General features: G+C 50.9%; 22 protein-coding genes and 2 pseudogenes. 16 read left to right on the forward strand and 8 right to left on the reverse strand.

Annotated features, from left to right (window positions below; genetic code table 11):
* Positions 1–46 precede the first annotated feature (46 nt).
* Entirely contained in the window at positions 47–1,960 is a 1,914-nt protein-coding gene (thrS, locus tag HFP08_RS02170; protein WP_168118859.1) for a threonine--tRNA ligase, read from the forward strand.
* Between the two features lie 117 nt (positions 1,961–2,077).
* On the opposite strand, the gene HFP08_RS02175 is transcribed toward thrS, so the two are convergent.
* From HFP08_RS02175 to HFP08_RS02185, 3 genes and pseudogenes are all read right to left on the reverse strand, one after another.
* Positions 2,078–2,500: a hypothetical protein gene (locus HFP08_RS02175; protein ID WP_168118860.1), complete on the reverse strand. Its 423-nt coding sequence runs from the start codon at positions 2,498–2,500 to the stop codon at positions 2,078–2,080.
* Positions 2,469–2,732: a hypothetical protein gene (locus tag HFP08_RS02180; RefSeq protein WP_168118861.1), complete on the reverse strand. Its 264-nt coding sequence runs from the start codon at positions 2,730–2,732 to the stop codon at positions 2,469–2,471. Before HFP08_RS02180 ends, HFP08_RS02175 begins: the two co-directional genes overlap by 32 nt.
* Positions 2,719–2,964: pseudogene (locus HFP08_RS02185) on the reverse strand (bacitracin ABC transporter ATP-binding protein); the annotation flags it as partial. The pseudogene HFP08_RS02185 and the gene HFP08_RS02180, both read right to left, overlap by 14 nt.
* Between HFP08_RS02185 and HFP08_RS02190 the strand changes: the two are divergent.
* From HFP08_RS02190 to HFP08_RS29135, 3 genes and pseudogenes are all read left to right on the forward strand, one after another.
* A pseudogene (locus tag HFP08_RS02190) lies at positions 2,958–3,134 on the forward strand (winged helix-turn-helix domain-containing protein); the annotation flags it as partial. The pseudogenes HFP08_RS02185 and HFP08_RS02190 overlap by 7 nt on opposite strands.
* A 94-nt stretch (positions 3,135–3,228) precedes the next feature.
* Entirely contained in the window at positions 3,229–3,777 is a 549-nt protein-coding gene (locus HFP08_RS02195; protein ID WP_168118862.1) for a hypothetical protein, read from the forward strand.
* A 24-nt stretch (positions 3,778–3,801) separates the two neighbouring features.
* Positions 3,802–3,909 (forward strand): putative holin-like toxin, encoded by a 108-nt coding sequence (locus HFP08_RS29135; protein WP_240941006.1) that lies wholly within the window; start codon positions 3,802–3,804, stop codon positions 3,907–3,909.
* Positions 3,910–4,059: 150 nt separating this feature from the next.
* Here the strand turns inward: HFP08_RS29135 and HFP08_RS02200 are convergent, their stop codons facing one another.
* Positions 4,060–4,842 carry a GNAT family N-acetyltransferase gene (locus HFP08_RS02200; protein WP_168118863.1) on the reverse strand — a complete coding sequence of 261 codons (783 nt, stop codon included), beginning with the start codon at positions 4,840–4,842 and terminating at the stop codon, positions 4,060–4,062.
* A 7-nt stretch (positions 4,843–4,849) separates the two neighbouring features.
* Positions 4,850–5,746: a LysR family transcriptional regulator gene (locus HFP08_RS02205; protein ID WP_168118864.1), complete on the reverse strand. Its 897-nt coding sequence runs from the start codon at positions 5,744–5,746 to the stop codon at positions 4,850–4,852.
* A gap of 109 nt (positions 5,747–5,855) precedes the next feature.
* On the opposite strand from HFP08_RS02205, the gene HFP08_RS02210 reads away from it, so the two are divergent.
* Complete coding sequence (locus HFP08_RS02210; protein ID WP_168118865.1) at positions 5,856–7,139, forward strand: adenylosuccinate synthase; 1,284 nt, start codon at positions 5,856–5,858, stop codon at positions 7,137–7,139.
* 19 nt (positions 7,140–7,158) lie between these two features.
* Complete coding sequence (locus HFP08_RS02215; protein ID WP_168118866.1) at positions 7,159–7,608, forward strand: hypothetical protein; 450 nt, start codon at positions 7,159–7,161, stop codon at positions 7,606–7,608.
* On the opposite strand, the gene HFP08_RS02220 is transcribed toward HFP08_RS02215, so the two are convergent.
* Complete coding sequence (locus HFP08_RS02220; RefSeq protein ID WP_168118867.1) at positions 7,543–8,049, reverse strand: hypothetical protein; 507 nt, start codon at positions 8,047–8,049, stop codon at positions 7,543–7,545. The genes HFP08_RS02215 and HFP08_RS02220 overlap by 66 nt on opposite strands.
* 278 nt (positions 8,050–8,327) lie before the next feature.
* On the opposite strand from HFP08_RS02220, the gene HFP08_RS02225 reads away from it, so the two are divergent.
* From HFP08_RS02225 to HFP08_RS02255, 7 genes are all read left to right on the forward strand, one after another.
* Positions 8,328–8,822: an RNA polymerase sigma factor gene (locus HFP08_RS02225; RefSeq protein WP_206109157.1), complete on the forward strand. Its 495-nt coding sequence runs from the start codon at positions 8,328–8,330 to the stop codon at positions 8,820–8,822.
* Positions 8,815–9,786: a hypothetical protein gene (locus tag HFP08_RS02230; protein ID WP_168118869.1), complete on the forward strand. Its 972-nt coding sequence runs from the start codon at positions 8,815–8,817 to the stop codon at positions 9,784–9,786. The genes HFP08_RS02225 and HFP08_RS02230 overlap by 8 nt, the downstream gene beginning before the upstream one ends.
* A gap of 18 nt (positions 9,787–9,804) precedes the next feature.
* Complete coding sequence (locus HFP08_RS02235) at positions 9,805–10,926, forward strand: stalk domain-containing protein (protein WP_168118870.1); 1,122 nt, start codon at positions 9,805–9,807, stop codon at positions 10,924–10,926.
* 517 nt (positions 10,927–11,443) lie between these two features.
* A complete protein-coding gene (locus tag HFP08_RS02240; RefSeq protein WP_168118871.1) occupies positions 11,444–12,409 on the forward strand; it encodes an aminoglycoside phosphotransferase family protein in 966 nt (321 codons plus the stop codon).
* Between the two features lie 116 nt (positions 12,410–12,525).
* Entirely contained in the window at positions 12,526–12,735 is a 210-nt protein-coding gene (locus tag HFP08_RS02245) for a PLDc N-terminal domain-containing protein (protein ID WP_168118872.1), read from the forward strand.
* Between the two features lie 28 nt (positions 12,736–12,763).
* Positions 12,764–13,702, forward strand: a complete 939-nt coding sequence (locus HFP08_RS02250) for a hypothetical protein (protein ID WP_168118873.1) — start codon at positions 12,764–12,766, stop codon at positions 13,700–13,702.
* 185 nt (positions 13,703–13,887) lie between these two features.
* Positions 13,888–14,523 carry an FMN-dependent NADH-azoreductase gene (locus HFP08_RS02255; RefSeq protein WP_168118874.1) on the forward strand — a complete coding sequence of 212 codons (636 nt, stop codon included), beginning with the start codon at positions 13,888–13,890 and terminating at the stop codon, positions 14,521–14,523.
* A 116-nt stretch (positions 14,524–14,639) separates the two neighbouring features.
* On the opposite strand, the gene HFP08_RS02260 is transcribed toward HFP08_RS02255, so the two are convergent.
* The gene (locus HFP08_RS02260) at positions 14,640–15,077 is read right to left on the reverse strand and encodes a MarR family winged helix-turn-helix transcriptional regulator (protein WP_168118875.1); all 438 of its coding nucleotides are present in this window, start codon (positions 15,075–15,077) and stop codon (positions 14,640–14,642) included.
* Between the two features lie 332 nt (positions 15,078–15,409).
* Here HFP08_RS02260 and HFP08_RS02265 point away from each other — a divergent pair, with 332 nt between their 5' ends.
* The 3 genes from HFP08_RS02265 to HFP08_RS02275 all read left to right on the forward strand — a co-directional run bounded on the left by HFP08_RS02265 (position 15,410) and on the right by HFP08_RS02275 (position 19,091).
* Complete coding sequence (locus HFP08_RS02265; RefSeq protein WP_240941008.1) at positions 15,410–16,855, forward strand: MDR family MFS transporter; 1,446 nt, start codon at positions 15,410–15,412, stop codon at positions 16,853–16,855.
* 206 nt (positions 16,856–17,061) lie between these two features.
* Positions 17,062–17,925: a helix-turn-helix transcriptional regulator gene (locus tag HFP08_RS02270; protein ID WP_240941009.1), complete on the forward strand. Its 864-nt coding sequence runs from the start codon at positions 17,062–17,064 to the stop codon at positions 17,923–17,925.
* Between the two features lie 140 nt (positions 17,926–18,065).
* Positions 18,066–19,091: an ABC transporter substrate-binding protein gene (locus HFP08_RS02275; RefSeq protein ID WP_240941010.1), complete on the forward strand. Its 1,026-nt coding sequence runs from the start codon at positions 18,066–18,068 to the stop codon at positions 19,089–19,091.
* A 91-nt stretch (positions 19,092–19,182) separates the two neighbouring features.
* Here HFP08_RS02275 and HFP08_RS02280 read toward each other — a convergent pair.
* A partial coding sequence (locus HFP08_RS02280) for a hypothetical protein (RefSeq protein WP_168118876.1) occupies positions 19,183–19,363 on the reverse strand: 181 nt, incomplete at its 5' end.

Consider the following 19,363-nt stretch of genomic DNA (forward strand, 5'->3'; position numbering starts at 1 on the left):
GCTGCGTTTTTTTTGCGTTCAGAAAAAATCTGAGGAGGTTTTACTCGTGGGTATCAGAATTACACTCGGAGACGGTCGGATTCGGGAATACGAAAGCGGGATTTCTCTTGGCGAAATTGCCAGCTCGATCAGCTCGAAGCTCGGGCGAAATGCGGTGGCAGGCAAGCTGAATGGACGAATTACGGATTTGCAGAAAGGGGTAATAGAGGATGGGAAAGTCGAGATTTTGACGCTCGAGAGCCCCGAAGGACTTGCTATTCTGAGGCATAGCGCGGCGCATCTGTTGGCGCAAGCCTTGAAGCGAATCTACGGAGATAATGCGGTGAAGCTTGGCATTGGACCCGTGATTGATGGCGGATTTTATTATGACATCGATATGGAGCGGACGGTATCCGTAGAGGATCTGGCAGCTGTCGAGAAGGAAATGAAGAAGATCGTTCAAGAGAATCTGCCCATTTCGAGAAGGGTCGTGAACCGGGAGGAAGCGATACGCCTCTTCGAGAAGGCGCAGGATCCGTACAAATTGGAATTAATTCACGATTTTCCTCATGATGCGGAAATTTCGATCTATGAGCAAGGCGAGTTCTTCGATCTATGCCGCGGGCCCCATCTTCCTTCAACAGGCAGAATAAAAGCCTTCAAATTAATGAATGTTGCGGGAGCCTACTGGCGCGGCGACTCTGACAATAAGATGCTGCAGCGCATCTATGGCACTGCTTTTCCCAAGGAGAGCGAGCTTGCGGAGCATTTGCGATTGCTGGAGGAGGCGAAGCAGCGTGATCACCGCAAGCTGGGAGCAGAGCTAGGATTGTTCATGTTTTCCGAAGAAGCTCCCGGGATGCCTTTCTATCTTGGGAAAGGGATGACGATCAGGACGCAGCTGGAGAATTTCTCGCGAGACGTGCAACATCAGCATGGATACGAGGAAGTGCGCACGCCATTGATGATGAACAGCCGGATGTGGGAGCAATCGGGGCATTGGGATCATTACAAGGATAATATGTATTTCGCGCAGGTGGACGACGAAACATATGCGCTCAAGCCGATGAATTGCCCCGGCCATATGTTGATGTACAAGGGCAGTCTACATTCTTACAGAGAGCTGCCGATTCGCCTGTCGGAGTTCGGCCAGGTGCATCGGCATGAATATTCGGGCGCGCTCAGCGGGATGATGCGCGTGCGGACGTTCTGCCAGGATGACGCTCATCTCTTCGTCAGCCCCCGCCAGATTGAAGCGGAAATTGCCGGCGTAATGGCATTGATCGATGAGATGTATGCGGTATTCGGTTTCGACTATCGCATCGAGCTGTCCACGAGGCCGGAGGATTCGATGGGCTCATCCGAGCTGTGGGATCAGGCGGAGTCGTCGCTGCGAAGCGTACTTGAGGCTCGGGGCATCGACTATCGGTTGAACGCTGGGGACGGAGCTTTCTACGGGCCTAAGATCGACTTTCACATACTTGACGCTTTGAAGCGGAGCTGGCAATGCGGCACGATCCAGCTGGATTTCCAAATGCCGGAGAAATTCGATCTGAGCTATATCGGCGAAGATGGCTTGAAGCATCGTCCGGTTGTTATCCACCGCGCCATCTTCGGCTCGATCGATCGGTTCATGGGCATTCTGACGGAGCATTACAGCGGCGCCTTCCCGGTATGGCTGGCTCCTGTTCAGGTGAAGGTGCTCCCTGTATCCCAACATGAACTGGAATACGCTCTGCAAGTGAAACAAGCGCTGCTCCAAGCGGGCATTCGCGTCGAGGTGGACGCGCGCGGAGAGAAGCTTGGCTACAAGATCCGCGAAGCGCAGCTGGAGAAGGTTCCCTATATGCTTGTGCTCGGAGAACAAGAGCGCATGGCTGGAATCGTATCTGTCCGCAAGCGCGGCGATGGCGATATAGGACAGTTGCAACTGAATGAGGCGGTAGAAGCGATTAAGGCGGAAGTCGCCGCCAAAAGGTAGACGAATCGGGCTCGCACGGAACCGAGATGTTCTTCTGAAAAGAGAATAAGTTCGTCTCTTCCTGCGAAGAGGGGATAGTGTCCGCAAGCTCCGTGAATAGACGAAGGGGTACATCAATCAACCAGAATTTAACATTACCCAGCCTGCCCAAGGAAATAAAACAATCCGATTAATGTGATGGATAGGATCATCCAACAAACGCACCTGTTCTTCGCGATTTAGCGCGGTCTGAGCAGCGTTGAAGCCGCTGGCGGATATCAGCTTCACCGGCACTTCATCCGATGCATAGCCTGTAGGCTTGATCGGCAAGGAGCCGATGTCCGCAATGGTTTTGATCATTTCAAGCTCTGCAGTCACCGTTACAGGATGCTGCGTATCTTCGACGATGATGCGCTTTACGGCCTCATCGAAATTGCCGCCTTGGGACAATAGCATATAGCTGAACGGAGCATCCTGCCTGGATGATTGCGCGATGCTGTAATAAGAACTGAGGCCGACGGAAACCGCGCTAATGGTAACCGCTATGAGCAGCGCGATCATGGTGAATATCCGGACTGAAGATCGTTACGAATAAGATCAGAATGATGGATGCTTGCGTGAAGATGGAGAGAACGCCTGTAGTCGACTTAATACTCGCTTGTATTTCTGGACTGAACTGCAGGGAAGTGAAGGTGTAGAAGATGACTACGCTAAGAATCATGGAAGCGAAATAAACCAGGTAATGCTTGGCGTTGCCAATCATATTTTTGCGAAGCAGGCTATACATGCTCATTGACGGCACCTCCGAATACGACGAGCACATCGAGAAGCTTCTTGTAAAATTGTCTCCGTGAAGCATCGCCTCGCGCGAGCTCTGTGAACATACGGCCGTCTTTAATGAACAAGACGCGCTGACAATAGCTTGCGGCAAACGCATCATGCGTCACCATCAGAATAGTCGCCTGATCTTGCTCATGCAAATTCTTGAAGCTTTCAAGCAAATCGGTCGAGGATTTGGAATCCAGGCGCGATCGTGAATCGGAACAAGCTAATGAGAAGTTTGTGGGAGGACGAAAGCTTTGTGGACGATAATACATTGACCGTTAATATTGCAAGATTGTGAAAGAAGCTGGAGGAAATCGGGAAGCCGAATTTCATTTTAACCCGGAAAGGCCAAGGGTATATGATCTTATGAGTTTTTGGGGATATCTCTGGGACAAAAGATTTTTTATTATCGTTTATTGCGCTTTGCTGCTGTTTGTTTCCTTGTGGCAACGAATGATGTCACAGTGATTAGCAATCTGTTGTATGTGAATGTGATCGGTTTGATTTTGGGAGGGAGCTACCTCGTAATCGGCTTCTATTACAGGCGAAGCTTCTATTCCGCTATCCCTGCGCTAGGACAGCTTAAGCCGGATGAATGGATCGCCTCCTTGCCGACTGCGCAAAGCTATGCCCAGAAGCAGCTCCTTGATCGTATGGTCAGTTCGCATGGCCTGCATATGCAGCAGCTCCAGAAGCTGATCGACGAGAAGAGGGAGCATCAGGAGTATATATTGTCATGGATTCATGAAATGAAGCTGCCGATTGCCGCCGGGCGATTGCTAATCGTCAATAGCGAGGGGAAGTCGACAGATTATATTGCAGATCGATTCGAGGATGAGCTGTCGGAGATCGATCACTTTGTCGAGCAAGCGATGTATTACTCCCGCATCGATTCTTTCGCGAGCGAATATCTGATCGCCGAAGTATCACTGCAGAATTCGACCCTATCATTTTACAATTTATGCTATAATAGTACAGGCACTATAGAACGGTTTGCAAGGGCGGTCGGCTAACTCTCTGTGAAGGGAGGGATGCCCATGGAGGTTAAAGATGCTTTAACGTTAATGATTGGCTTTAGCACGTTTGTTATTTTGTTGCGGACGCTAGTTGTGATGATCGTTACAGCATTTAACCAAAAGAAATAGACCGCCCATCTGCCAGGTGTACGGTCTATCTCTGATCGCAATACCGAAGCCGACCGCCTTTGAAGCGGACTTCTGTGCTACTGAGTCGTGTTGACGCACGACTCTTTTATTAGTTTTATTATAACGTTAAGTAATTATACATGCAATATTTTAACCAAACGTATCGATAGTTAATCTCCGCACGACTTCTCTCTCATTTCGCTCCACTTCCATAAAGCCTAAAGATTCATATAGCTTCTCAGCTGCAATATTCTCACCTCGATGTCCCAGATAAATCGTGTCGCAGTCATGCTCTGCTTTCATGAATGTAATGAGCTCGCTTATGCCGGCTCTGCCGCAGCCTCTGCCCTGACGCTTATGATCAATCATATAAGTCATGATCCAATAGGAGCCGTTATCGGGATCTACGGCATATACAGCTAATCCAATGACCTGCTGACCAGAATAGAGCGCAAGAGGCTTGAATCCGCAATAAGCCGACTCTGCCAGCCAGTAGACGGCAGGTATGGGGTAGAAATGCTTCTGCTCTGCGGTTACCTCTAGTTGATTGACGGCATACCAATTCTCATGATTAATCTGGCCGAGGAGCTTCGCTTCAATATGCTGAAGTCGCTCAAGAGCACCTGAGTAACGGGGATATTGACTAAGAATACCGGCAGTGAACTGACATACATCTTGCCAGGTGCGGTGAGCAATGCCGGGAGACGGCTGATAGGCTTCCGAACAGAGATGCAAGGTACCCAAGGACTTGCCCCATAACAGGATGTGGCTGTCTTCCATATCTTCCAGCGGAATTTGTTTGCCTGGAGCTTTGCTGATCACCACGCCATAGTAGCAGCCTTGTTCCGTATTAACCGACTCCGTATCATTTCCGTGCAGGGATAAGATGGGAGAGACGTCATTGCCATCTTCCTCGAATCTGTACAAGTTCAAATGAAAATTATAGTGCTGGCAGCAAGTTCAAAAAAGCTTTCGCAGCGGAAGATAGGGGCATTCCCTTCATAGTAGCGATGCCGATATGCCGTTCCGGGAGCGGCGGATCGAGCGGGATCTCTACCAATTGTCCTGCTGCCAGCTCCTCCTCGATGAATTCACGGATCACGAAAGCGAGTCCGAAGTTTTTCTTGGCGAAATCAACGAGCAGTTCGATGCTGCCAAGCTCGAATTCGGGACGAAGCTGGACGCCTTGCGAATAGGCATATTTCTCAATGTAGGTGCGTGTGCTTCCTCCTGCTTCGAGCAACAGAAGCGGATGCTTCGAGATTGCTTCGAGCGAGACTGATTCTCCAGCTTGAGTTAGATGTTCATAGGCTGCTCCGCCAACAAGGCAATCCTGAATGACTGCGCTCTTGCGAAAATAAACCTGCTTATCCTCTGTCGGCAGACTGACAATGCCGAAATCGATTTTACCGGCTTTCAGCAGCTCCATTATTTCTGGCGTTGTTCGATTGGTCATATGCATTCGAATGCCGGGGCAGCTCACACGGAATTGCTCCAGGAATGGCATGAGATAGTATTTGGACAAGGTGTCGCTCGCCCCGATATGAATTTCGCCGCTAGTTAATTGATGCAGCTCCGCGATGGCCTTCTCTCCTTTCTCGATATGATAGAAGGCTTGTTCGATATATTGCAGCAGTACTTCTCCCTCTGAAGTGAGCTGAACGCCTCTGGATGTCCGAGCGAACAACGCTCCTCCAATCGAATCCTCCAATTGTTTGATGGTATGGCTGACAGCGGGTTGTGTAATGGACAGCTGAGCTGCAGCGCCGGTCAAGCTGCCCGTTTTGGCAATCCAATAGAAGACGCGATACCATTCCAGATTGATGTCCGATTCCATGGTATTACCTCCGTTTATATCTGTTATTATTTATATTCATTTTTCTAATATCTATTGCCTACATTATAATACAATTGTTAGCTAATACAAGTTCGGGGAGGCCATGAATATGACGGTGACGGCTATTGTGGGAGCAAATTGGGGCGATGAGGGAAAAGGGAAGATGACGGATGTGCTGGCTGCGGAGGCTGCCTGTGTTGTCCGATTTCAAGGAGGCAGCAATGCGGGTCATACGATTATGAATGATTTTGGCAAGTTCTCGCTTCATATGCTGCCGTCCGGCGTTTTCTATCCGTCGGTTAAGAATGTGATCGGGCCAGGTGCGGCATTAGATGTGAAAGCATTGCTGACTGAATGGAACGAGCTTGCAGAGAGAGGTGTCCCTGCGCCTGAACTATATGTGTCGGAGCGAGCGCAGGTGGTGTTGCCGATCCATCGCCTGCTCGATGAATTAGAAGAAGAGAGATTAGGCGAGCGCGGGTTTGGCTCGACGAAGCGGGGGATTGCTCCATTTTACGCGGATAAGTATGCGAAGCTGGGCATTCAGGTTGCGGATTTATTCGATGCGAAGAGACTGAAGCTTAGGCTGGAGCAATGTCTTGCTCCCAAGAATGTATTGCTTCAGCATCTCTACGAGCGTCCGCCCGTCCGGATAGAAGAGATAATGGAGCAGCTGCAAAGCGAGGCGAAGCTGTTGCGCCCTTATGTAAGCGATACGACCTTTATGCTTCAAGAGGCGGCAGGCAAGGGGGAATCGATCCTGCTTGAAGGACAACTGGGCGCGCTTCGCGATCCCGATCACGGCATCTACCCTTTCTCGACCTCATCCTCAACCTTGGCTGGCTTCGCATCAATCGGCGCTGGAATTCCGGCTTCCTCCATAACTAAGGTTGTCGCTGTTGTCAAAGCGTATTCAAGCTGCGCGGGCGCCGGTCCGTTCGTCTCTGAGATTGACGGAGCGGAAGCGGATGAGCTGAGGCGCAGAGGCGGAGATGCCGGGGAATACGGGGTAACAACCGGCCGTCCACGCAGAATGGGCTGGTTCGATGCGGTGGCAACGAGATATGGCTGCCGCATGCAAGGCGCGACGGAAACGGTGCTGACGAACCTGGATGTGCTGGGCTATCTGGATGAGATACCGGTGTGCGTCGGCTATGAGCTGAAAGGCGGTATTCGCACGGACAGATTCCCTGTAACGGCCAAGTTAGAGGGAGCGAAGCCGATATGGAAGAGCATGCCGGGATGGCGCAGCGACATTTCGCGCATTAGCAGCTATGAGGCTTTGCCCGAGCAAGCGAAGCGCTATATTCGGTTTGTGGAAACCGAAATCGGCATTCGAATCGCGACGGTTTCCGTTGGTCCGAGGCGCGAGCAGACGATTAACTGTCCTTAAGTTTTTTGCAAGCGAATGCTTGGTTTATCAATGCCGCCGATTCTTGCCGCTAGCCGCTAGCAGCGTCTCCGATCTGGAAGCAGGCAAGTTAGCTCTTGCCCGTCCGGGGCTGGAGGCGATTCGCCTGGGCTTGTCCCTGGTCATCGCAACAGCCATTACGGCAACTTCTTCATCAACAGCGAGCATAAGACGGGCGTCGGGAGCATTCGGATCTACGGCCTACGATAATTACATGGAAGGCCTGACGTTCAACGCAATCCATATCGACGGCGGAGAGTTCGACGCGGGGCCGGATGAAACGGGAGCGCCGCTGGTCTACAACGTCGATCCTCTGCTCGTTCGCGGAGAGGACGGCCTGATACATTTGTCATCGGTCAGTCCGACTTCACTAATCCAGCATTCTCTATTTCACCATCCCAATCTGATCCGTGTTGTCCTCGCTCTCCAGAAGCTCAATCGAACCTTGTGAAACCTTGTACACCCAGCGGCCGATAAGCTCCTTATCGTTAATGGTCATATTCCATTGCTTGGTTAAGGTAATGATGTACGTTCCCTCATCCTCGGCGGCATCCGCACGCGTGGTCAGCGTTCCGCTTACCTTGGTGCCGGGAGCGGGACCTCCGGTCATCGTTTCGATCGTTTTGAATTGCCCGACAGAGGGGAAGTCGGGGTGTTCTTTCAGCACAGCCTCCGCCGCCGATTCTTCATCGAAGCTAGTGCCTTCCTCGCTTGAAACGGGAGTATCCTCGTCCTTAATGTCTTCCGGAGCTGCTTCGGCATTCTCCGAATCGGATAATTCTCCATTTTCCGAAATAACGTCAGTCCCTTCCGCCGACCTGTACTCTACGCTATGAAAGCTGCAGGCTGTCAACAGCGCTGTAAGACTGAGCAGAAGCATTATTCTGATCATACGGGTTGCCTCCTTCGCTACTACCACTTTAATTCCTGTTAACTTCACAGACGATACTATTCGCAGAAAGGTTTCGAATTTCCATGATATGGATTGCGGCGCAGAGTAACTTTTTCCAAAATAGCAGCGTCTCATTATTGGGAACCGAAGCTCGTACAGTTGAAATTAAGATTTAGATTTGATGACGTTTGATGAGGAGTCGACGCGCTTATAAAAATAAAATCAAACATTTCGCATGCTTCAATTGTGTTACTAGTGAAGGGGGGAACGACGGCCGCGTGAATACCTTGCAGCGTACGGGCAAGGAAATCACCCCAATCTATCATCGTCATGTCGACACGGTGTACAAGGTTTGTTATATGCTGCTTCGCAAAACCCATGATGCGGAGGAAGCGACGCAAACGGTGTTTCTCAAGCTCATGCAGTCCGAAACCCGGTTTCGGGATACGGAGCACGAGAAGGCATGGCTCATTGTGACAGCCAAAAATCACTGTAAAAACATGCTCGGTCATTGGTGGAGACGTCTGCTGGTGACCATGGAGGAAGTCGATCAGAGAAAGCTGTCCAGGAATGATCAGCATGACGAGACATTGGAAGAGGTGCTTTCCCTCCCAGAAAAATATCGAATGCCCTTATACTTATTCTATTACGAAGGCTATGCAACCAAAGAAATCGCCAAGCTCCTCTCGATCAAGGAAGCGACGGTCCGCACTCGGCTGCATATGGGAAGAAAGCTGTTGAAGCTACAGATAGGCGGTGAGAGCGATGAATGAAGACGAGCTGCTGGAGAGCATTGGCAAGATTATTCCGACCAGCGGGCAGCGGGAGAAAATGCTGGAGCGCATCCTGACGGAGAGTCGCACGAATGCAGTTGCAGACGCAGGCGGCAATAAGCGCCGCGGCTTCGCTCGCCTTTCTGTCAGACTCATTCTTCCATCCGTATGCGTCGCTCTGCTCTTGCTTCTAATCGGCGTACCCCTCCTCACCAAGGAAGAACCGCTTGCGGAAATTCCGCAGCTCACTCCCATGCCGGCGACTCTGGCCGCGCCGCTCAAATCCGTTCGGGGCGAGCTGCCGGGTCTGCGGAAATTTCTGAATTATAACGGATTCAGATATGAGTTCCTCGATAACGGCGACGCATTTAACCTATCCGGAGCGGAGCTCGGGGAGAAGCTTGGAACGCTTGATTATGATCTTAGCCGGACCATGTCGAGTCCAGGGAGCGCGGCTCTCCAGAGCCGGAACTTCGCGACAACCTTCCAAGCCGGCGGAATGCTGTATGCGATGAAGAGCTATGATCCGGCATTCCGGCTTGCCGTGGAGAAGGATGGCAGCTATTACGTTGCGCAGCTCGCAGGCAAGGCGGATAACAGCATCATGGATGCCGCTGAGCTGATGAAGCATGCGGATTTGAATCGCCTGACGAAGCAAGTGGAGATTTATAACGGCAACGGCGCGACTTTGCTGCAAAGGGTTGATAGCCGGAAAATGATCGAGAGCTGGATACGAGAGTTAAGCAAAAGCGAGGCGGCGATTGACCTGACGGACACGCAACAGGAAGCGATAGCTAATGCCGAGCATGAGGGCGGCTCTTATCAGCTGAAGTTTCAGCTTAGGGACGGCACGTCGATCCGGATGATTGTTTTGCCGAAGCTTGGACTGATTACGATCGGCAATGGGAAGTATTATCCCACAGAATCTTTGCTGGAAAACTTTCGCCAGCTTGTATCAAACTAATACGAAGGGATGATGATGATGAAAAAAACGATAAAGCATACGATCGTCGCATTGACAGCTGTGTCTTGCATCGCAGGAGGAAGCACGGCGCTGGCGGCAGGAGGATCCGGGGGGCAATCCTTAATCGTAACCCGAACAACAGCACAGAATATTATGCCAATCTCCGCGCCGATCGAAGGCGTAGTGCCGATCTCAGCTCCTGTAGGAGACGGAACATCGGTTACGGAATCGGTCTATGAGATCGCCCAGCAGAATGAGCTGCCTCCGGTGCTCGTGCATGGCACGATGGGGGAAGCGGAGGGGAGCAGAATTCCCGTGATGAACGTCAATGAAGAAGGGGAATCGACGCCAAGCATCATCCTGGGCATTTCGGACGACACTTTGATTCTGAACGCGGTAACCGGCTTGCCGATGAAGCAAAGCGATCTTCGCGAGAATGAAGCGCTGTATGCGTATGCGGGTCCCATTATGACGATGAGCATGCCGCCTCAATCTCATGCCGTCCTGATTCTTGCCGGCATTCCGGCGGATTTTGCCGTCCCGGCTTTCGGTGAGGTGGACAGCGTAACGTTCTCGGAGGACGGAGCGGCAACCGTGAAGACCAACGACGACAATACGTATACGGTGACTGAGGATACGAAGCTTACGCCATATTTGACGAAGAATATCGTTACGGTTCGGAACATTCAGCCGGGCACGAAGGTGCTCGCATGGGGAACAGCTGCCGATGAATCGACAGGCGGAGCCGGAGCCGTTGTGCCTTCGAAAATGATGCTTTTCCCATATGCGTACCAAGGCTATGCCGAGGTTGGTCTTGACGGTATCTCCATGAATGGCGAGGCTGTTCAATTGGAAAAAGGAGAGATGCCTTACGTGGAGAATGGCAAGCTGATGCTGCCGTTCCGCAAATTTGTCGAAGCGGCGGGCTATACGATTGATTGGAACGCGGAGAGGAGCGGTATTGCCGTGCTGTCCGGGGAGCAAGAGCTCTACGCGTATACCGCTGGCGGGACCGAAGTGAAGCGCGCGGGCGAGGAAGAGCCTTATATGCTGCTCGAAGCGGCAGTCGTGCATGACGGCGTCTCCTTCATGGCGGCGGATGATCTGCTGAGGCTGAACAATGTGAAGCTGGCGAGATAACGACTCTAACTGCATGTTCATGATGTGTGTTATGTTCAAAAGGATAAATGAACCTTATGTCCGATTTATGGAGATGAGGTTCTTTTTTTACACCAGAATTTATAAGCTTTCGGGCAAGGGGCTTTGATGGAGCCAGGTGGAATGCTAACGAAACTTGATAACGTTAAGTCCATAAAAAGGAAACCTATTCAAATCTAACGAAGATCTATCGTCTTATTTCATCGTTTCGGGTTGAAATCATGCTCGCTTTGGATGAAAAAACGATACCGATCTTCGTTATATTCGTGTAGACCTGAGATTCAAGCGTATTACCGTTATGAGTCTTCGTTAGAATCCCATAGTTGGGGAGAATCCAATGCCATAAAATTTCCATCAGAAGAATGGCAAGTATACAGGGAGCACAACGTTACAGCGATCTAAGTACGGTGTAGAAGTTTCACCTTATGCCGTTCTTTGTCGAGCGGAGACAGGAGTCGCAATAGCTTATGGAGAAGTAGTGGTGAGAGGAGGTTGTCTAATGAATACGAATGGAGAAGAATGGTCTGATCGAACTCGGCAATGGGTGATAAACGCCGTTCATCCAGAAGCGCGGCTGCTGTCCGCTCGCAGGCTTCAAGGAGGAATCTCCTCGCTCGTCTACCTCATTGAGCTGGAAATCGGAGATAGTAAGCGCGAAGTTGTCTTGCGCCAGTTCGATAATGCCGATTGGCTTCGGAGCGAGCCGGATCTGGCGTTGCATGAGGCGATGGCGCTCCGGCAAGCCGCGATCTGCAGCGTCTCTCCTACGCCGCAGCTGCTCGCATTCGATGAATCGGGCGCTTCGAGCGGCTGCCCCTCCGTGCTTATGACCAAGCTGGAAGGCAAGGTCGTTCTGGAGCCGAAGGATCTTTCGCATTGGGTGGATGGCATGGCCGAGGCGATTGCTCTGTTTCATCGCGCATCCGGTACTGGCAATCAGCCAAGAGCGGATCAAGACAAATACGCCATGCCGTTCCGATGGAATTATGCCCCATACAGCGATGCAGCCTTGCTGGATGCATCGGCATGGTCGGTGATTCCATCAAGCTGGAAGGAGGCTTCCGCCATTCTGCGGAAACCCGCACCCCGGTATGAGAAGCTGTTCATCCACCGCGATTTTCATCCTGCTAATGTACTGTGGTCAGGCAACAAGGTTAGCGGAATCGTGGACTGGGTCAATGCTTGCACAGGCCCCGCCGGAATCGATGTTGGACATTGCCGAGTCAATCTCTCGCAATTATATAGCGTTTCGCTTGCCGATGAGTTTCTTGCTTGTTATATCCGGCATGCGAAGGAAGCTTTCGACTATGATCCCTATTGGGATTTGGCCACTCTGGCGGATTTCTCGGGCGAACCTCCGAACGTATACAAGGGCTGGACGGATCTTGGCGTAACCGGCTTGACGGATGCGCTGATGGGCGAGCGTCTGGATCAATATTTGAGGAGCGTGCTGAAGCGTTTGTAGCGTTCCGCCCCGAGCATTGTTCACTCGGCAAAGGAAATGACGTGAAACATTAGAGCTTGCCGATTCGTATACGTACATATGGATGAAATTCCTGCATATGGATTCATAGAGGAGGGATGAGCTTGGCAGGAGTGAATACTTTAGTTGTTGGCTTCTTATTTATTCTCTTAATCTTGTTTCTACTCAACATTGTGACGAGCATTTGGGCTTACAACGATGCGAAGCGACTCGGCAAGAGCAATGAATATGCTTTGTTGATCTTGCTTGGAACCTTATTCTTCCCGGTAATGGGCTTGATTGTGTATATCGTTATTCGCAGAGCGTAATCTACAATATTCACGGGGGGAATCGCGATTGCTGCAACAGTACAATGATCAGTTGGCGGAATTGAAATCGAAGCAACGGAAGAAGCAGAGCTGGGAGAAGTCCGAGAAAACGTTGAAGGAAGAATTGAAACGGAAGATTCACGAACGGGATCAGTGGGAATGGCAGCTTCGTCAGGAAGAACGGGATGTCGAGCAACTGAAGGGAATGAGCGTCGGCGCGTTGTTCTACAGCTTGATCGGGAAGAAGCAGGAGAAGCTCTCCGAGGAAGAAGCCGAGGTTCTTGAGGTGAAAATGAAGTACGAAGAGGCCGCTGGCACGGTCGAGGATTTGGAGCAGGAGTTGTTCGCCGTGAAGGAAGGTCTCGCAGAGGTTCGCTATGTCGAGGGCGACATAGAGAGAGTGATGAGCGAGAAGGTGCGTCATATTATGGAGGCGCATTCACAACTAGCGGTACAACTGAAAGAACTATCCGATCGAGAAGCCTTGGCGAAAGCGAATGCGAAAGAGCTTAGAGAAGCCGTGCAAGCCGGACGATCCGTCCAAGCGTCGCTGGAGAGAGCGGGGGAGAAGCTGAAGTCGGCGGCCAATTGGGGAACCTACGATATGCTTGGCGGCGGTTTTATCGCCACCTCCGTGAAGCATAGCCGTATTGACGAAGGAAGGTCGGCCGTTCAAGCCGCGCAGCATGGCATGAGACGCTTCCAGAAGGAGCTTCAGGATCTGGAGCGAAATGTCAATGTCACCATCGACATTGGGGACATGCTGAAATTCGCCGATTATTTCTTCGACGGCTTCTTTACCGATTGGATGGTTCAAGGCCGGATTAACAACGCCGCAAGGCAAATTGACGACAAGCGAGATTATGTCCAAGGTATCGTTGCCAAACTGGAGATCGAGCTTCGCAAGGAAGAGTCGCGTCTCGCAGAGCTTCAGCGCAAGCAATCCTCCTTAATTGAAGGGGCATAGTGTAAATAACCAGGGAAGCCGCCTTAACGATTGCGTTGAGGCGGTTTCCGTTTGAGCCAGTTCTGACCGCTACATGCGTTTCTGAATTTGGCAATTAGACAAATGTCCACTGAATAACAATCTGTCGAAAGGTGAATTTTAAAGGAAGTGACTCCAAATTCATCTTACCGAAGGGATTGAAAGCATTGGCAACTGTACTCTACATTACCGCGCATCCCCATGACCATCAACAGTCTTACAGCATGGCTGTCGGCAAAGCCTTTATCGATGCGTATAGGTCGGCACATGGAAACGACGAAATCGTTCATCTCGACTTGTACCGTATCGACGTGCCGCATATCGATGCGGATGTGTTCAGCGGTTGGGGCAAGCTTCGCGGCGGTCAAGAATTCTCGTCTTTGACGAGGGAAGAAAGCGCCAAGGTGGCGAGATTGAATGAAATTAATGAGCAGTTTGTGGCCGCGGACAAATATATATTCGTCACGCCAATGTGGAACTTCTCGTTCCCGCCCGTCATGAAGGCGTACATTGACGCCAACTGCATTGCCGGCAAGACGTTCAAATATACGGAATCCGGTCCCGTCGGATTGCTTGGAGGGAAGAAGGCTTTGCATATTCAGTCGCGCGGAGGCGTGTATTCCGAAGGACCTGCGGCGGAGATCGAGTCCGGACATCGCTATATCGGCATCATTATGAATTTCTTCGGCATAACGGATTTCCAGGGGCTGTTCGTCGAAGGTCATAATCAATTCCCGGACCGCGCTCAGCAGATTAAGGAAGAAGCGATCAAGAAAGCGGGAGAACTGGCTCCATCCTTTTAAGCGGGTCAAGCATGTTCGGCTAATGTGCAGCTTGGATAAATGGAATTATGCAGCGGCTTAACGGATCCTATTAGATTTCGTTGGGCCGCTGTTTATTTGGTTTTGAAAAACTCTCCCTAAGACGAGTTCTCAGAAAGAAAGGTGCGATTGAATTTCTCAAGCAATTCGCCGAATAACTGCTGCTCTTCGCTTGGCCAAGTTTGCGTAAGCTCCGCAATGCGCCGCGACCTTGCCAGCCTGGTTTCCGCCAGCAGTTCGGCTCCCAGCTCCGTTATATGCAGGGAGTACGCTCGTCCGTCCATCGGATCGGGGATGCGATAGACATATTTTTTCTGCTCCAGAACGGCCGTTTGCCTGCTGACCGTCGAGATATCGAGACGGAATTCCTCGGCGAGCGCTTTAACGCCTGCAGAGCCGTGTGAAGAGATTTGATGGAGAAGCAGATAGGATGCGCGATCCAGACTTCCGAACTTTCGCGAGGAGGTTGCGGAAGTGACGCGTCGTATGAGTATGGCAAGCTGAAGCTCAATGTTTTCTGCGGGCTGTTTGGGCACGTGATTACCTCATTTTTTTGGAATAGATGTATGATGGGGCGCCTCGTTCTCGTGGAAGGTTCCTACTTGGCAGTGAGAAGCATTCTTAATGTTTCTACCATAGTAGCATAAATCGGCATCATTGTGTAATTTCGACGGGGGGAGATAACGTTATGAAAAGGGGAGGATTGGCATACACGCCCTATGGAGCTTATGTCAAGTTGACATGAGAATTATGCGAGGTATACTACAATTATATAGTTGCATCATACAACTTGTTGAGGGGATGAAGTTCGTATGCTTGCAGAGATAAATAAACGGTTGGAGAGCAAAACCAAACTGGAGGAAATTTCGTGAAGGAAGGCAATCCTGTGAAGGTTAATTTTTGGAGCATTATTTTTGCGGTTTTTTTCGGCAATTTCATGGCGGTGTTGAGTACGACGACCATTAACGTAGCTCTGCCAGTATTCATGGATGAATTCGACGCCCCGCTCGATACGGTGCAATGGATGATGTCCGGCTTCATGCTTGCGACTGGCGTCATCGCGCCGATTATCGCGTTCGTGGGAGATCGTTTGAGCTATAAACGATTGTATGTTTATGCGCTTGGGGGCTTCACGCTGGCTTCGCTGCTTTGCGTGTTCGCATGGAGCATTGAATCGCTTATCGCTTTCCGAATTATTCAGGGCATATTCAGCGGCGTGATGCTGCCGACTACGATGACCATTATCTATCAGGTAATACCGAAGGAGAAGCAGGCGGTCGCCATCAGTCTATGGAGCGTCTCCGCCATGCTGGCTCCGGCTTTCGGGCCGACCATCGGCGGATGGCTGACGGAATCATTCGGCTGGGAATCCCTGTTCTTCATGAATGTTCCGATAGGAGTCATTGCAGTTGTAGCAGCGCAGATCTTTATTCCGCATTATCGACTTAGCAAAGGCGTGAAGCTGGATGTAATCGGCTTCGCCGCCGTCATTATCGGCACCTCCGCGCTGCTGGCATCGTTCAGCGAAAGTCATGCTTGGGGATGGCTGAATGCGAAAACTCTCTCACTGATGCTGCTCGGAATCGCGGTCCTTATTTTCTTCGTGTTCCGCACGCTGCGCGTGAGCGCGCCGCTGCTGAATTTGCGCTTATTCAAGGTTCCGCGCTTCACCTACAGCTTGATTCTCAATTGCGCGATTACGATCTCTCTGTACGCTGGGACATTTCTCATCCCGATCTATATGCAGAAGATTCAAGGCAGCAATACGATGCACACCGGTCTCATCATGCTGCCGGGAACCGTGGCGATGGCGGTCATGTCGCTGATCATGGGGAGGCTGTACCCTAAGGTCGGTCCGTTCAGGCTAATCCTGTCGGGCGTGCTGCTAATGGGAGCGGCGACATGGGCATTGACAGAGCTCGATCTGACAACGGGCATGTTCTTCATCTCGGCCTGGATCGCCATTCGCTATATTGGCATCGCCATGTGCAATATGCCGGTGACAAACGCCGCGATGTCGGCTATCCCAAGCGAACTGTCCGGGCAAGCCTCTGCTGTCATGAACTGGATCAGACAAGGGACGGCCGCGCTTTCGGTCAGTATCTTCAGCACGATTCTGTCGTCGAGAACCCTCGCCCATCTCGGCGAAGAAAGCGGGAGCGATGCGCAGGCCCAGACACAAGCATTATCGCTTAGCATTCAAGAATTATTTTGGATTGGCACGGTTTTGGTCGTGATTTGCATCCCGCTCACCTTCCTGCTTCGCAAGAAGCGGACTGAAGCCAATGAGGCGCAGATTACAGCCAAGGCTTAGAGCGGCTGAATGCAGAAATCGCGTTAATTATCGATTAAGGCTGACAAGCCACTATCATTATGGAGTTATTTGTTTAAAAATACCGCGTCCTCCACATAAGAAGGCATGCTGCCTCTTCAGGAGGACGTGTTCTTCTTTTTGTTGCTTTCGGAAAGCGGTCGAGCTACAATTTAAGTGTTATTGAGAATGGTTCTCGACAATTAAGTTTGAAGTGGATAGGGGGGAGCAATCTGAGCCATCACTATGAGGAGCTGGCAGAAGCCTTTGAGCAAGCGCCGTTTCAAGTGCATCATGTGTACCGAACAGAATTGGAAGCGAATCACAGCTATCGCGGACATATAGAACGACCAACGACGAAATGCGCGCTCATTATTGCGTTGAGCGGACAAGCACGCTTCTCCTTCCACGGTGGAGAGGAGAGCTATGAGATGTTCCCGGGCAAGGTGCTTCTGGGCGGTCTTCATGTTCAGTTAGAGATTGCTGTCGGCGACGAGCCGTTTCAATATTTTCTTGTTCATTATCTTCCAACGGAGCTAGAAAGCGCAGAGGCAAAGTTAATATCGAAGATATCGTATTTGACCTGTCCGATTGACGGGATGACGCTGCAGCTTCAAGAACAATGCGCAGAGGTCGCTGCATCTCCCGGCGTAATGGGGAAGCTGGAGAAGAAGGCGATCTTCTTCAGGTTGATTTGCCATGTCCTTCAATCGGAGCGCGTTCTGCAGAATCGGGAAAGCGCGACGAAGATGGACGATGCGATTCAGTTCATCAAGCAGCATTATATGGAGCCGCTGACCTTGACGCAGCTTGGTCTGAGGTACGGTATGAAGGCAAAGTATTTCTCCTACTTATTCGCGAAGTATGTTGGAATCAGTCCCATCGATTATGTGATCATGCAACGAATGGACAAGGCGTATGAATGGCTGCTGACGGGCCGAGTATCCGTCGCCGAGGCGGCGAAGCATGTTGGCTATGCCGATTCTTATTATTTCAGCAGATTGTTTAAGAAGCATAAGGGCCTGCCTCCCAGCAAGGTTGGCATGAACGGCAAGAGAAATCGTCCATCCTGATTTCGGGCAATTATCTATTTGCATGCTATGCAAGTAATGATATGATCGATATCGATAATGAGAATCGTTATCGATGTTTCGTATTTGAAATAATTGTATTCGAAACGCGATAAGCGACAGAGACAGGAAGGATGTCAATTATGATGAAGAAGCGGTATGCTAACGGGGGGATGGCCGCGTGCTTGCTTTGCCTGGCGCTGCTGGTATCGGCATGCGGAAACGCAGGGAACAATACGAACAATCAGAACGGAGCGGCTCAATCAAGCTCTAGCGCCAAGCCGACAGGTGAACAAGGCTCGCCAAGCCCGAAGTTCCCAAGAACGATTCAAGATGCCGGGGGAGAGGTCACGATCGAAGAAGAACCGACAAGGATTGCGGTCGCGCATTGGGGCTACAGCGATTCGATACTCTTGTTCGATCTGAAATCTGTTGCTCTTACTCTGCCGTTCACTAAGGAACAATCGGTTCTGGAGACGGATCAATATAAGCCGTATGTGGACAAAGTGAATGAGTTGGAAATCGTCGGAGAGAATACGGAAGTGAATCTGGAAGCACTGTTAAGCTATAATCCCCAACTCATTATTGCCGGCAATGATACAAACAGCGCCATTATCGATCAACTGAAGAGCATTGCGACAACGGTTGTTATCGATGAGAGCGAGACGGATGTGTGGGGAGACTGGCCGTCGCTCGTAACGAAGCTGGGCGAAATTCTCGGCCAAGAGGAGCAAGCGGCGAGTTATATTGCCGAGTACAAGGAGCAAGTGGCAGATGCGAAGGAGAAGCTTGCCGATCTGCAGGGCAATGTGGCGTTCGTCCAAGTTCGGGATAATGTCGTCTATTTGCAGGGCAAGAAGTATTTGACGCAATATTATGATCAACTGGGATTGAATGCTCCTGAAAGCGTGATTATAGAAAATGGAGCCGAAATTTCCCTGGAGGGCTTGAGCAAGCTCAATCCGGATCATCTCTTCCTTGGTTATTTCAATTATGAAGATCCGTCGCTGCCCGCATTGACAGACGAATGGGAGAAGTCGGCGGTATGGAAGAGTCTCAGCTCGGTGCAGAACGATCAGGTTTACGGCATAAATGGGCAATTGGCGCTTGGCTATGGACCTATTGGCAACACCTATGGCTTAAAGGCAATTACGAACGCCCTGCAATAACAGGTTGCCGTCAACGGCAAGAGATGAACCCCTCAAGCTTCAGCGGATTGCTGAAGCTTGAGGGGTTTTCGGTGAGGCCCTCTGGCTGGTTTTAAAGGACATCCGCGAGGCTGTCGATTAACTGTGAATTAACTGTGAACCAGGCTGCAATGCTGATTTTCAGCTCTGCCGCTTCCGATGGCGCTCCGACTGGCGCTCTAGCGCAGATTTTCAGCTCTGCCGCCTCGGAGGGCGCTCCGACTAGCGCTCTAGCGCAGATTTTCAGCTCTGCC

The organism is Paenibacillus sp. HB172176, from assembly GCF_011947265.1.
Taxonomy (GTDB): domain Bacteria; phylum Bacillota; class Bacilli; order Paenibacillales; family Paenibacillaceae; genus Pristimantibacillus.

What these genes read in the sequence shown, in the direction of transcription:
- HFP08_RS02245 (WP_168118872.1), top strand. Translation starts at nt 12,526, where the DNA reads ATGAGCTTGGCAGGAGTGAATACTTTAGTTGTTGGCTTCTTATTTATT.
- HFP08_RS02205 (WP_168118864.1), bottom strand. Translation starts at nt 5,746, where the DNA reads ATGGAATCGGACATCAATCTGGAATGGTATCGCGTCTTCTATTGGATT.
- HFP08_RS29135 (WP_240941006.1), top strand. Translation starts at nt 3,802, where the DNA reads ATGGAGGTTAAAGATGCTTTAACGTTAATGATTGGCTTTAGCACGTTT.
- HFP08_RS02230 (WP_168118869.1), top strand. Translation starts at nt 8,815, where the DNA reads ATGAATGAAGACGAGCTGCTGGAGAGCATTGGCAAGATTATTCCGACC.
- HFP08_RS02240 (WP_168118871.1), top strand. Translation starts at nt 11,444, where the DNA reads ATGAATACGAATGGAGAAGAATGGTCTGATCGAACTCGGCAATGGGTG.
- HFP08_RS02275 (WP_240941010.1), top strand. Translation starts at nt 18,066, where the DNA reads ATGATGAAGAAGCGGTATGCTAACGGGGGGATGGCCGCGTGCTTGCTT.
- HFP08_RS02235 (WP_168118870.1), top strand. Translation starts at nt 9,805, where the DNA reads ATGAAAAAAACGATAAAGCATACGATCGTCGCATTGACAGCTGTGTCT.
- HFP08_RS02175 (WP_168118860.1), bottom strand. Translation starts at nt 2,500, where the DNA reads ATGATCGCGCTGCTCATAGCGGTTACCATTAGCGCGGTTTCCGTCGGC.
- HFP08_RS02180 (WP_168118861.1), bottom strand. Translation starts at nt 2,732, where the DNA reads ATGAGCATGTATAGCCTGCTTCGCAAAAATATGATTGGCAACGCCAAG.
- HFP08_RS02220 (WP_168118867.1), bottom strand. Translation starts at nt 8,049, where the DNA reads ATGATCAGAATAATGCTTCTGCTCAGTCTTACAGCGCTGTTGACAGCC.
- HFP08_RS02210 (WP_168118865.1), top strand. Translation starts at nt 5,856, where the DNA reads ATGACGGTGACGGCTATTGTGGGAGCAAATTGGGGCGATGAGGGAAAA.